The organism is Bacillus sp. OK048, assembly GCF_900103525.1.
Classification (GTDB): domain Bacteria; phylum Bacillota; class Bacilli; order Bacillales; family Cytobacillaceae; genus Neobacillus.
Window position 1 is genome coordinate 302,724 of sequence record NZ_FNHN01000007.1, and the last position, 13,221, is coordinate 315,944.

The following is a 13,221-nucleotide window of genomic DNA, read 5'->3' on the forward strand; positions in this document are numbered from 1 at the left end:
GATTTCTAGTAATCATTAATAGATTTAAGGAACAGGGTATTGCATCTGAAGGTGCATCGTCCTGTTCCTTTTTGCGTTAAGGGGAACTATGAAATATTTGTTTTTTTCTAATTTAATAAATAGATTTAGGCATCAAATTTCACTACATAAATGACTTGTCCCTAAACTGAAGAAAATAGCAGAGAAAAGGGAAGTCGCATTTTGCCCCAGCTTCCCCTTGGATCAAATATTAACAGAATGCGGTACTGTCACTCCCAGAGTTTTGGGGTCAGACCCCCACACAGCTAAAGATAAAAGCATTAAAGTATAAGAGCTGTAGTAATAATGTCGGTGCCACTGTCGCTTTTAGAATATCCTTATTTCATAGAATTGTTCCACAAACCTATAACCAATTTAGTTGCTGCTGCTGTTTTGGTAATAAAAACTCTCCATGAAATAATAGGGGAGGTTGGCTATTACTCAGTTCGTGTAAAATTAAGCCATATGATTTCCAATTCTATTTACCTCTCTTATGATAGGAAGTGGCCAAACTTACTACATACGAGAGGAGGAAAAGGTTGATCGACATGGCTCATTTTCATACTATCAAACTATTAATAGTACGGTTGAGGGTTCATGCAAAGGAATAGGCTAGAAAAAACAATAGGAACAATATTAGAACTTGATATCATCATCCAGAAAATCCGCTTTCCCGTAGCTCTTATTTTCATTGATCATTGCAAAATCCCTTTTAGTGAGATGAGGGAAATCATTAGGATTGATTTCCCTCACAAAAATGGACTTTAGATTATCTGTTTTGATTATTCCCTTATCTGTCCTAACAATCCCATCACAATACCATTCCAGACGATTTAACAAAAAATCGGCTGACTTTCCCTTCATATAATATTCAAAGGTCCTACCATTAGTATGAGTGAAATAAACGATTAGATATTTCAAGAACATTCTCCCAGCAATTACTTATTTATATTAATTGGACATATGTAACTATATTGTAATTCTATTTGTGGATATTCTATAGTATTGTTCAGTCTTTCTCTTCGGTTTCTTGATCTATTACCAAAAGATAATTTGTATTTTTTTCTATTTCTATCAATAAATCACTTGGCTTCATACCTAATGCTTTAGCTAATTTACCAAAGGTATATAGATTGGGGATTTGTTCGTCATTTTCTAAGTTGGATATTGTTTTTCTACTAATGTGGCTTGCCCATTCAACATCCTCTTGTGATAAACGTTTAACACTTCTAACTTTTGCTAACAATCTTCCAATTTTAATGGTCTTATTATTCTCCAAGAGAATTCTCCTTTTAAGACCATTAGATAATAGTGGTAAGTTTTATAACACGTAGTAAACTACTCAAGGTTTTCCTGGTGGAAATCTTTTTGCGTCAAGGAAAAAAGTGTGCTGCTTATATCAATGTCGGTACCTGTCAATCCCCAATATTCTTGTTTCATAGAATTGTTTCACGGACCATGAGGCGGCTTTTAATGGGTGGTACCAGTACTAGGAATTTATATAAAAGTTAGAAGCAGTTTTACTTAACATCTCCGAGGTTTGCGTAAAATAAGTTAGTGGCCATCACAAAATGTGAGCGATATTGATTATTGAACTATTTTAGTATTAGGGAAATACCGCTAATTGAACCATGAGGACCAAAGCTGTTGCTGCCAGTTCGTTAGCAAATCGTAAGATTTGCCCAGGCGATATACAAGAGACATTAAAACTAGAACAATCCATCGACAAGATTCTGCCCAATTTCAGCCGGAATCTCTTGATTTATCTACTGCGGGTAGCTGTTTACACAAACGTTTAATTGGCATCGAAACGTGTCACTCTGGATAGATTGCTAGTTTTTATTGGTTATTACTGTGGATAATTATCAAGGACTGGGACATTTCATCGACAAAAATTTCTCTTCTAAACTGACATGAGTACGTTTAACAAAAGGGATTTCCCGCATTTAATCAAACGTTTGTTTAGTCATTTTTGCGCTAACCAATCGTTTGATTAGATCAGCCGTATAGCTTGTTAACTAGGGATTTGCTTACTATAAGAGAAGAGATGTTTGTCGAGAGAGGGGATAGGTAGAAATGAGTGGAAAGTCTCGCTGAATTGATTGCATATATATTATATAAATGGTTTGCGCCAATTTTAGCATTGGAATGCGGTATCTTTTTAATGCAAGCGTAATAAACGATCAAGTTATCTAGAGGGACCATTAAGTTGCCTCTTTCCAATTTAAGCTGCATTTAGTTTCAATATTATGAACCGATGTTAGAGAATTTTATGGTTAGTTCCCACAATAAACTAAGAGGTAAAGCACGAAGATAAAAAGTAGTGAGAGGTCTTCCTACTTTTGAACCTGGAACAGAGAGGGGTAAATCATTTAACAGGGCATACATAAATAGAGCACAATCCATGGAAATAAAAGTGCATGCCATGGATTGTACCTCGTTTATTTATGTGCCTTAGCTTTATCTCCCTTTTCTGAATTATCATATGGAATCGTTTCTTGCTCCCAGAAGGAACAGTGTACCGGTACATATAGCCATCAAGTTAATTTTTTTCTACGGCAAGGTGGAACAATGAACTACTTATATTATAGGCTTTTTCATAATCTTTACTGAGGTCATTAACTGTATAACGAAACAGCTCGGATAAGACTCTAATCATTCGATGATGTTGATGATAAGAGAATCTTTCTTCCCCTCTATAAACTGCTGTATCCATACTATCAACTAATTGGTCTAAAAGAATTTGAGCATCTACCAATGTTGAAATGGTGCTGCCAACTGAGCCCAATTCAAAATCCAAATCAAAGGTTAGTTTACTTAATACCTTTTGTTGCACAATTAAATTTTCCATATTCTATTCTCCTCCTAGCATCTGTAATAATAATTAAGATGCTGATTTATTACACTCCCTATACTTGATAAAAATGGCAGCCTGTTCAATAAATTTCTTTTGGGCAGACCAACCATGCGGATGGACTAGAGTTGTTTTTTTTCTACTCATAAAATTGTCTGTTGATTCAAGCTTTGTAGGATTAATAGATTGTATTGATAGAGAATAGTTGTTTAAGGAAAACACTTGCATTTACTGGCTTATCCCCAACTACTCAAACGTTTGAATGGATATAAGTTGTCAACTGCTTGTGCTTTTTTATTTTTTGAGAAAAATAGGAAATTGGTATATAATAGATATAATTCAACCTAGTTGAAGGCGTCTTGCAAAATTGGTTGCAAGAGAGATAAGTTTCAGCTTGTCAACCTCCTTATTACTAAGGACCTCAACAAGTAACCTGACCATGTCCACAAGTGCAATAACCAACGGCAAACCTGGATCGTCAATCAAACTTATCACAGTTATAATAATCTCCTTACTGATATTATAATTGAAATGTTTAACGAGAAAGTGGTCATCGGGCTATTCATCTTTTCTGAATCCCAACAACGAATGCTAGGAGGTTTTCTGTTATGAAACAGAGTAATAGGCCACGACAATTACATAGCCTCCCTAGCTCTTCGAATATTGATTGGTCAAAATATGAAACTAAGTATTATTTACACTTTGATGAGCGTGTCAATATTGAGCATGTGAAAGATAAAGTCCAAGATCCTAATTGGGTTTCTTCACATGCTTTTTTGCCGTCTATCCATTTTAAAATAAACTTTAACAAGTATGTAACGATCTCTAAGGATAAAACACTCCCAGTCAGTGAACAGAAGATAAAAAAGAAAAAGGTACGCGAAATATATTATGCATCGCACAAAGATCGTTTTGTCTACAAATACTACGGTGACTTATTAAATAACGCTTATAATGATTATGCTAATAGAAAAGGAATTGACAACATCGCTTTAGCTTATCGCAATAATAAGCGTGGTAAAAATAATATTGATTTTGCTTATGAAGTATTTGATTTTCTAATAACCCAAAATCAAGCTGTGGTAATTTCTATAGATTTCACAAAGTTCTTTGATCATATTGACCATCGAACGCTTAAACAAAATATTAAAACTGTTCTAGGCGTTGAAGAGCTTTCTCAAGATTGGTATAAGGTTTTTAAAAACCTTACACAATTTTCATATGTAAATAGAAATGACATTGATGTTCAGTTAAAACAAAAATACGGTGTCAAAAGGCTAAAAGAGCTCTTGAAAGATAAAAAGTTAAAAAAATTATTGCCCCCAGAGGAGTTTCGGGATTTTAAAGAACGCAATCTCTACAAAAATAAAAAACCTTATGGTATTCCACAAGGATCAGGTATGAGTGCTGTTTGCTCTAATGTTCATTTAATTCATTTTGATCAAGAGGTTAAAGCATGGGCAGATGCCCAAAAAGCACTTTATCGTAGATACTGTGATGATTTAATTTTAGTCGTTCCAGTCACTAGTGGATCACCAAAAGTAGTTGAAGGATTAAAGAATGAAATACTTCAATTAATTCAAAAATACCACTCCCAAGGGTTGAAAATTCAAAAGGAAAAAACAGAAATACGTTTATATACTAACCACATAATTTTAGATGAATCCCAACAAAACAGTAGGTTAGATTACCTGGGGTTTGTAACTAATGGCCAATCAGTACGGATACGTGAAAAGAGTCTTTTTAAATACTACTGTCGTGCATATCGTAAAGCTGACACAAGTCGACGCATTGCTTTTGTAACAAATCGAAAGGGACCAAAAACAGAGTTATATAAAATTTACACTCATCTTGGTTTCAATTATAAAGATCGAGGAAACTTTATCACATATGCATATCGAGCTCACGCTAAAATGGCTAGGTTAAAAACCAAAAGCCTTATCCGTAAGCAGATTAAACGGCATTGGGGAAAAATAAATAAACGGTTATAACGGCCCGGGGTCAGACGTCGAATCGTAAAATAAAGGGACTAACGCAATCCCATTCAAGGACATGCGTGATCTCCCCAATCTATACAAGAACATGGTTTGAATGGATTGAATGATGATCGATTTGATTGGTAATTAAAAGGTGTTCAGGAGAAAAAGGAGAAATCTAAAGCAGAATTTTTTAAAAAGGAAAGTAAATCATTTGCTTTTGAGGGTTTTTCTTTTTAAGAAGCTCTGTTATCCATAATGTTTTGCTTTGTGGTAATCATAGAAAAATAAAAATGCCGATATTTGTTTAATTATCTTTAAACTCCTGCAACAACGAATTTACGTTGTTGCTTTCACTTTACTTTAAGAGTAGCAAAGCAATAATTAGAACATCAATTGTTCTAATTTCGAAGTTAAAAAAGCCTTTAAACATTATCGACACCTCGATTCTTATGCAATAATATTAATATGGCATTTTTAATTATTGGTGCTTAAATCCTTGCTAAACAAGCATTAAAACGAAATATAGATACAGGAAAAAGGCGCAAAAGATCACCTTTACGCTTTTTCATTATAAACAAATCGGGTGCCAGGCACCATCCAGAGAATTTCCATTTAAGTTAATAGTTCACTAGTAGATTAAAAGGGTTATTCTTCTCGCACTTAATAATGCCTATTGATTCAAGTAAATTTCCGTGGCAGTTTTGTAGTATGGTGGAAGTAGTTGCTACATTAGCCATACACCCTTATCTACCAGAAGATAAAGGTGTATGTGTTTGATTCTTAGATAAGCTTAAGCAACCATTTATTTTGTAATAGTTGTCTTGAAAAGGTTTAGGTAAAGATCATGACCGTTGCTGAAATCGCCAAGTGTTACTGACACTTCCAAATGACAAAAAATCGACGGTGTCGATTGTCCATAATCTGACGGAAGTATTGTCCGGTAGAAAGGGGAAGCCCGCAATCTCACTCACTGCCAGTAAACGATCCTGGTCATAGACTATTTCAATGACGTTCTCCAAAATAACGGAACGCATTTTCATGTATTCGAATAAGATCAGTTGCCCGAAACGGCCGGTCTAGCCACTCTATGTATTTGTATCTAGAGTAAGCTAGCACGAACGCAATAAAGTAAGACGCTTGTACGTTCCATCCGTTGTGGTGACCTTTTTTGCCCAAAATCCAATTGAAGCTGCTGCCCCATCGGAAGTTCAGGGACTGCACTAAATTCCCTTTCGGCTAACCCTTTTGGTATATAGAAAATGGGTTAATTATGGTAAACTGTTGAGTCTTATTTGTCGAAATCTATTTACCCTTATTTGTGGAAAACTGTTGATTTTAGTTTAGCAGTTACACTGATCGATAATAGCGACCATGTTTGTATAATTTCCTATGACAGTCAGTGCATCTCTCCTCGCAATACGGAGGAACATCCTGGTAAAGTCGTAGATAGCCATTGACTGTCTTTCCAAGATATCTTAATCTATTTATAGTTTGTTAGTTTAATCTACCTCGAAGAGACTGCCATCTCTTCGGGGTATTTTTTTGTCCTCCTCCCTCCAGAGAATTATTTGTATTTCTATATTGTCGCATAATGCTTCATAATTGTACCGATACAAAAAAAAAAATTCCCTAAAACAACAAAAAACACTGCCAATGAAAGTCGCAGTGGACACTATTCAAAGGTTCTTTGACTACTTACAGTTTTTGATTACTAACAATCCATCATACTAGCGTTGGATAAAGTTGGATTTTTTCTCATTTTTTTGTACTATATCACTAGGGAATATTTACTGCATTTTACATATTTTAATATTTATTTTAGGAGGTATTAATTTGCATTATTTTTTTAGACAAAACTCTAGAATAAAAGAAACTAAGGAAGGAGAAATTTTCAACTTAAAAAGTGACCACCCGAGAAATTCATTAGATAACTTGTTATTTGACCCTTATAAGAATAATAAGGTGGATTTGTTTGAAAATCACAACAAATTAGGTGAATTTTCTTTTAAAGACTTGCCTTTTGTTATATGTTCAGAACATGATATATTCAAATCCGGAGCCTCAAAGTTTTTAAATGGATTTTTCCATCAGTCAAAATATAATAAAGTCAATGATGAAAACTTCTTCATAAAAGTTCCAAATGATATTGAGGCAATTTATAGTATTAACCTTAATAACATAGAACAATATGAAATAGTTTATTCAAAACATGATTCCCCTGGAGCGACCGACTATATTAAGGTTAATGATAGAAGTAAATTAGAACTTCTGTGTTATTACAATATAAATTCTAATGGATGGAAAAAAGCATTTATTTTTATCCGCAGTTTGAAGAAGAATATTAAAAGTCTCTTTTCTTCATTTGAATCAAGGCTATATAACATTAGCTTAAATGATGATGGAGAAATTATTGATACAGAACTCAGAATTGAGGATAATGATTACTCTGATAATAAACCAATGGCGTTAATAGTTCATGGATTTATGTCCTATACAGAAGGTAATTTTACCTCTCTAAAAAGGGAACTTTTTGAGCGCAATTATTATGGGAAAATATTTGGAATTACCTACCCATCTAATCGTAATAGTATATTAACTAATGGTGGTAGTTTATACAATGTGTTAAAGGTTAGCGGCTTATTAGAACAAGATAAAAAACTTGATATTTATGCCCATAGTGAAGGCGGACTTGTTGTTAGAAGTATGATGAGCTATTTCTTAGATACTCCCCATAGTATTGATGATGTAATTTTAGCTGGTACACCTAATAACGGTACTCCTATTGCAAAATTTGGAAATGCAATATTTTCATTAATTGAAGAAAATAATATAGAACTTCTTTTTAATATAATTCGCGATGCAATAAAAACTAAGCACTTCTCTACCAATATTTTCAGAAGTTTTATTGAACAAGTTGCTTTATATAATGAAAATTCACCAGCTTTAAAAGATATGGATCCTGGATCATTTTTTCTCGGTAAGTTAAACAAAAGGAGTTTTAACATTAACGGTAACTTATTCCAATCCGGCTATTATTTGCCTGAGGATGATAAAGAAGAAAGTTATTACTTAAAGGCATTACGTGAAATTTTAAGCAGATGGGGCATTTTCGATGGGTACGACCACCATGATGGAGTGGTTCCATTTGAAAGTACAAGATATCAGTTTAAATGTAGCAATAACCGTATCATAATAGAAGATGATTATGAAGGCTGGCATTCTTGGTATTATGGTAAAGATTCGTATTCGAGAAACATTGTAAAACGAGTTTTCGAACAAAAATAATATAAACGGAAGACAGTGATTATCTATAGTTAAATTATTATCAATATATTTATAATACTTAAGAATTGGTGAAAAAATCGTGAAAAAATCGTGAAAAAATCGGGTGCCAGGCACCATCCAGAGAATTTCCATTTAAGTTGTAGTATAATATAGTTGTTTGAATTGTAGATATGATTAACGAGCTTGATATTCCTGTGACAGTTCTTGGAGTAAAGGATATTATCGTTGCAGCAAGTCCAGATGGGATTTTAGTTGCAGATAAAGCTTCTAGCCCGAGAATTAAGGAATTGATCAGTGGATTTGAACAGCCTCCAATGTACGAAGAGCGAATTTGGGAAGGACTTGGTGCCAGGCATCATCCAGTGAATTTCCAGTTATTCCATCCGCAGAATTACCGGGAATGAATAAAATTACATATTTTACAAAATCGAACTAGATCTTTCGATATTTTAATAAAGATCAGAGAAAAAAAGGTTAGTTTAGTTTCGGTGGCCTGACTACCCTATATATGTTGGCAGAAATCGGGTGCCAGGTACGATCCAGCGTTTTGACGCTTTCGAAACAAACTGACTGATGAAGAAGCTTTTGATGAGTTCGAGAGCTATCCGACTATTATTTTTTGTTTCATCTTTCTGATCTCTTAAACCCAGCTTCTTCAGCTTCTTCTGAACAGAACCATTCTTCTCAATATCTTCCATCAATCTTAGTTATGTCATAAAATTGATCTTCAGGTAAATAGTGAATTTTTTTTCTGTGTTGTAGCAGAACATTTCCTTTAATATTACAATTAGTGCCAACATCTTTTTCCCTACCACAAAGCTGATAAAACAAATGAAAGTATGACAGCTACTATTAGCAGGCACCGGCAGGCACCGGGTGCCAGGCACCATCCAGAGAATTTCCATTTAAGTTATTTGTTCACTAGTAGATTAAAAGGTTTATTCTCCCGCACTAATATTGTCTATTGATTCAAGTATTGTAGTATAATATAGTTGTTTGAATTGTTTGCAAGTTACCGTAGAAATGAAAGGGGTTGAGATGGTGACATCATCGGTTATGACGGTGGGTTTAAATGGTATGGATGGTTATCGTGTAAAGGTAGAAGTAAATACGCGGACGGATAAGGAATCATTTGTGATTGTAGGATTACCTGATGCCTCGGTTAAAGAGTCGAAAGAAAGGGTTTGGAGTGCATTGTATGAACGAAAATGCTGTATTCATACAAAGAAGATTACGGTCAATTTGTCCCCTCCAGAGTTTAAAAAGACAGGTCCTGGATATGACGCTGCTATGGTGTTAGCGGTTTTGAAAGCGATTGGAAAGCTGGATGGAGAATTGAATGAAGACATGTGTATCATCGGAGCAATATCCCTAAAGTGTGATATTGAACCCTTTGAAGGAATTGTTCCAGTTATTACGAATGCAATAAAGCTTGGATTTAAGAAGATATTTATTCCCCCCATTAATACCCGCATATTTCCTAACACAATAGGAACAGAACTCATTCCTGTATCCTCTATATCCAGCCTAATCTCCTATTTAAAGGGACAGTTGAAAGCAGATCATTTATTCTCTTTTCCCATTGAAGTAAACGAGGATGTATCCTTAACAGCAGAAGTAGAACCACAAATAGACTTTCAATCAGTGATTGGACATCCTCAAGCAAAACGGGCATTGGAAATTTCAGCTGCTGGAGGACATCATGTTCTATTAAGTGGCCCTCCAGGGTGCGGAAAAAGCATGCTAGCAGAGGCGTTTCCTTCCATCTTTCCAGACTTATCTCCAGAAGAGACCCTGGACTTATATGGTATCTATCAATTAGGAAGAGAGGAACTTCCCTCGATGACCCGCCGGCCGATGAGGCATCCACATCATTCAGCATCGGCCATTTCTCTGCTTGGAGGTGGAACCTATCCTAGACCAGGGGAAGTTTCTTTGGCCCGTTATGGAATACTCTTTCTAGATGAAATGGGTGAGTTTTCGAAAAAGACTCTAGATATGCTTCGTCAACCACTGGAAAACAGACGAATTACCATCAATCGAGCAAAACAAACTGTCACCTATCCAGCCGACTTTACTTTAATTGCGGCAACAAATCCCTGCCCTTGTGGCCATCAAGGTTCTTCACAGCGCTATTGTGTTTGCACGCCAAAGCAAATTGCTACCTACCAGCAAAGGATATCTGGGCCAATTTTGGATCGGATTGATTTTGTATTAACTTTAAAAAATGTGTCATTGAAAAATGGAATGGGTATGGAAGAAGGATCTTATGCCATAAAAGAGCGGGTGACGCGTGCTAGAGAAATGCAATATGAGCGCTATGGTGAACGGTTATTAAATAATCGTGTGCCCTTTCAGTTAATCCAATCTAAATGTCCCGTTACGAATGAACAATTAGAATACTTGCATCAAGTGTGCTGGGACAATAAATGGAGTAATCGAACTCAAATCAAGATGATTCGTGTAGCACGGACTATTAGTGATCTTTCACTGGAAAAGGAAATTTCGGATAGCTCTTTAAAAGAAGCTGTTGAATGGAAATTGCAATCTCAAATGGACTCAGATCATCATGCCGGGATTTAAGGGAAGTTGCCAATGGGAAGAAAAAGAAGAGAATGGATCCCTCATGCCTATCATCATATTTACGCAAGGGGCAACAACCGCCAAAATATTTTTTGTGATAGTATCGATATGATGGAAGTTTTCCGATTGTTAACGATGATCCACAATGAATCATCCATTTCAATCTGTGCCTATTGCATTATGACAAATCATTATCATTTACTATTAAAATCAGAAGAAACATCAATTTCTAAAGTCATGGGGATATTTAATAAACGCTATACCGATTATTTTAATCAAAAATACCATCATGTTGGACATGTATTTCAACAACGTTTCAACAGTTCCCCAATTCTATCACCTCAAGACCTTCTCCAAGTGAGTAAATATATACATCGCAATCCTATCAGCACAAAAAAACCAATGGTAGACAGAATGGAAGATTATCCTTACTGCAGCTACCAATTTTACAAGAAAGACAGAACTCCGCTATATCCATTCATGAATATGCTCGAATTACCTACTAGTTTTATTCTTCAATCAGAGAAGACCATTCAACATTACTGTAAATATGTTGAGGAAGTGCCAGAGTCTATTCAGTATTAAAATAATTATATGGGGAACCAGATAAATCTGTCGACAATATTCTACCCAATTTCTACTAGAATCGCTTGATTTATCTACGGTGGTGCCTGTTTCAATCAAACGTTTAATTGGCATCAAACTGTGTCACTCTTTGTAGGTATCTAGTATTTATAGCTTTTTATTGTAGCCCATTATCAAGGAATGAGACATTTCATCGACAAAAAATCTTCTACTAAACTGACATGAGTTCGTTTAACAAAAGGGTTTTCCCACATCTAATCAAACGTTTGTGTAGGTATTTTTGTGCTAATCAAACGTTTGATTAGATCCACGTTATCAGTTGTTAACTAGGGGTTTGCTTACTAAAAGATAAGAGAAGATTGTCGATAGGCGAATTTGTAAAAAAGAATGGAAAGTAGTCTAATAGGGCAAAAAATTCTATCATTTCATAGTAAACTAGAAGGGCAGATCACATTGTTTTTGTGTTAACTCCTCTCTTTGATTCCCTTAAGTTCAACTATTAACAGATAGAGGGAACCAAAAACAGTTTTTGATTCCCATAAACTAAATTTTATAAGAATAATGGGAGCCAAAACCCCGTCCATATAGTGCTAGTAAGGCATCATCTGACTTCTTGGTCCGTGCTTACCACGAAACTTTTGGTCTTCCGGTTACTATCACTCGTTGTTCTAATAATTACGGACCCTTCCATTTTCCAGAAAAACTCATTCCGTTAACCATTTCGCGTGTTTTAAATGATGAAAAGGTACCGGTATACGGTGATGGTAAAAACATTCGTGACTGGTTACATGTATTTGATCATTGTGCGGCGATTGACCTTGTTCTTCATGAAGGAGTTAATGGTGAAGTTTATAATGTTGGCGGACATAATGAGAGAACTAATTTAGAAGTTGTTAAAACTATTATTAGTGCTTTAGGTAAATCAGAAGATTTAATTGAATTTGTTACTGACCGTTTGGGTCATGATAAGCGTTATGCTATCGATCCTACCAAACTAGAGAAGTTAGGTTGGAAGCCAACTTATACTTTTGAGACAGGAATTGCCCAAACAATTGATTGGTATCTAAACAACAAATGGTGGTGGGAGCAAATTAGTGGGGAATAGAAAGGCTACTTTAAAAATCAATATTCATTAAAATGATTCTCTATTAATTCTAAATAGACCATTTATGAAAGAAGATTAAAATACTATAAATTATTTAAAACAACATAATCTATGTGAGACCATTGAATGGAATGAATCTTTTTACTATCAAGTGGATCCTGAGTATTGCGGACAGAATGAGCCGGCTGTGACATACTTGGTATAAAATGTAGCTCCGTACTTAGATTACGATACATGTGGGATCTGTAAACACTTCCTTGGTCGCTATGGATCAGAACGCCCGTATTATACCATATGAAAAGTAAAGCCTAGTAAAAGTTGAAAAAAGTATCAGCTGTATAATGTTTTGTTTAAAAGGCCATTTATGGTCTTTTTATTCATAAAACTACTACTTGAAAATACTAAAACTATATTGACGTGTGTAAAATAATCTAGTAATATATTTTTTGTCGCTAAGAGATATCAACATAAATATTCATCTCTAAAAAAACAGTTGACATTTAAAAAATATTTCGTTAAAATATAATTCTGTCGCTGATTTAAGTTATATCTTTTTAGAAAAGTGATTGATTGGTTAAAAAAGAGATGATATATTGTTTATCTATCTCCAAAAATTGTTCTTTGAAAACTAAACAAACAAGAACGTCAACACACAATAATAATCGTGTTTCTTCTATTATATATAGAGAACACGAGCCAACGTAAAATTCGAGCTAAATCAACTTTCTTGGAGAGTTTGATCCTGGCTCAGGACGAACGCTGGCGGCGTGCCTAATACATGCAAGTCGAGCGAATCTTGAGGTGCTTGCACC

General features: G+C 34.9%; 10 protein-coding genes, 1 rRNA gene and 2 pseudogenes. 8 read left to right on the top strand and 5 right to left on the bottom strand.

Features of this window, described 5'->3' with window-relative positions; all coding sequences use genetic code 11:
• Positions 1-654: 654 nt before the first annotated feature.
• Positions 655-939, bottom strand: coding sequence for a hypothetical protein (locus BLR86_RS15135; protein ID WP_090762889.1), 285 nt, complete (start codon positions 937-939; stop codon positions 655-657).
• A gap of 88 nt (positions 940-1,027) precedes the next feature.
• On the bottom strand, positions 1,028-1,297 hold the full coding sequence (locus tag BLR86_RS15140; protein WP_175492912.1) for a helix-turn-helix domain-containing protein: 270 nt from the start codon (positions 1,295-1,297) through the stop codon (positions 1,028-1,030).
• Positions 1,298-1,649: 352 nt separating this feature from the next.
• Here BLR86_RS15140 and BLR86_RS26435 point away from each other — a divergent pair, with 352 nt between their 5' ends.
• Positions 1,650-1,817 (top strand): hypothetical protein, encoded by a 168-nt coding sequence (locus BLR86_RS26435; protein WP_217642389.1) that lies wholly within the window; start codon positions 1,650-1,652, stop codon positions 1,815-1,817.
• A gap of 743 nt (positions 1,818-2,560) precedes the next feature.
• Here the strand turns inward: BLR86_RS26435 and BLR86_RS15145 are convergent.
• Both BLR86_RS15145 and BLR86_RS26145 read right to left on the bottom strand, forming a co-directional pair.
• Complete coding sequence (locus tag BLR86_RS15145) at positions 2,561-2,869, bottom strand: hypothetical protein (RefSeq protein ID WP_090762893.1); 309 nt, start codon at positions 2,867-2,869, stop codon at positions 2,561-2,563.
• A 342-nt stretch (positions 2,870-3,211) separates the two neighbouring features.
• The gene (locus BLR86_RS26145; protein ID WP_175492913.1) at positions 3,212-3,367 is read right to left on the bottom strand and encodes a hypothetical protein; all 156 of its coding nucleotides are present in this window, start codon (positions 3,365-3,367) and stop codon (positions 3,212-3,214) included.
• 113 nt (positions 3,368-3,480) lie between these two features.
• On the opposite strand from BLR86_RS26145, the gene BLR86_RS15155 reads away from it, so the two are divergent.
• A complete protein-coding gene (locus BLR86_RS15155) occupies positions 3,481-4,863 on the top strand; it encodes a reverse transcriptase domain-containing protein (protein ID WP_090762897.1) in 1,383 nt (460 codons plus the stop codon).
• Between the two features lie 830 nt (positions 4,864-5,693).
• On the opposite strand, the gene BLR86_RS26440 is transcribed toward BLR86_RS15155, so the two are convergent.
• Positions 5,694-5,885, bottom strand: a complete 192-nt coding sequence (locus BLR86_RS26440; protein ID WP_139185621.1) for a hypothetical protein — start codon at positions 5,883-5,885, stop codon at positions 5,694-5,696.
• Between the two features lie 799 nt (positions 5,886-6,684).
• On the opposite strand from BLR86_RS26440, the gene BLR86_RS15160 reads away from it, so the two are divergent.
• The 6 genes and pseudogenes from BLR86_RS15160 to BLR86_RS15190 all read left to right on the top strand — a co-directional run.
• Complete coding sequence (locus BLR86_RS15160; protein WP_090762899.1) at positions 6,685-8,136, top strand: esterase/lipase family protein; 1,452 nt, start codon at positions 6,685-6,687, stop codon at positions 8,134-8,136.
• Between the two features lie 170 nt (positions 8,137-8,306).
• Positions 8,307-8,471 (top strand): annotated as a pseudogene (locus BLR86_RS15165) (mannose-1-phosphate guanylyltransferase); the annotation flags it as partial.
• A gap of 703 nt (positions 8,472-9,174) precedes the next feature.
• Positions 9,175-10,719 (top strand): YifB family Mg chelatase-like AAA ATPase, encoded by a 1,545-nt coding sequence (locus BLR86_RS15175; RefSeq protein WP_254782337.1) that lies wholly within the window; start codon positions 9,175-9,177, stop codon positions 10,717-10,719.
• A 12-nt stretch (positions 10,720-10,731) separates the two neighbouring features.
• Positions 10,732-11,304, top strand: coding sequence for a transposase (locus BLR86_RS15180; protein ID WP_090762909.1), 573 nt, complete (start codon positions 10,732-10,734; stop codon positions 11,302-11,304).
• A 580-nt stretch (positions 11,305-11,884) separates the two neighbouring features.
• Positions 11,885-12,409: pseudogene (locus tag BLR86_RS15185) on the top strand (dTDP-glucose 4,6-dehydratase); the annotation flags it as partial.
• A gap of 724 nt (positions 12,410-13,133) precedes the next feature.
• A 16S ribosomal RNA gene (locus tag BLR86_RS15190) occupies positions 13,134-13,221 on the top strand; the annotation flags it as partial.

What these genes read in the sequence shown, in the direction of transcription:
- BLR86_RS26435 (WP_217642389.1), top strand. Translation starts at nt 1,650, where the DNA reads ATGAGGACCAAAGCTGTTGCTGCCAGTTCGTTAGCAAATCGTAAGATT.
- BLR86_RS15145 (WP_090762893.1), bottom strand. Translation starts at nt 2,869, where the DNA reads ATGGAAAATTTAATTGTGCAACAAAAGGTATTAAGTAAACTAACCTTT.
- BLR86_RS15155 (WP_090762897.1), top strand. Translation starts at nt 3,481, where the DNA reads ATGAAACAGAGTAATAGGCCACGACAATTACATAGCCTCCCTAGCTCT.
- BLR86_RS26440 (WP_139185621.1), bottom strand. Translation starts at nt 5,885, where the DNA reads ATGCGTTCCGTTATTTTGGAGAACGTCATTGAAATAGTCTATGACCAG.
- BLR86_RS15175 (WP_254782337.1), top strand. Translation starts at nt 9,175, where the DNA reads ATGGTGACATCATCGGTTATGACGGTGGGTTTAAATGGTATGGATGGT.
- BLR86_RS15180 (WP_090762909.1), top strand. Translation starts at nt 10,732, where the DNA reads ATGGGAAGAAAAAGAAGAGAATGGATCCCTCATGCCTATCATCATATT.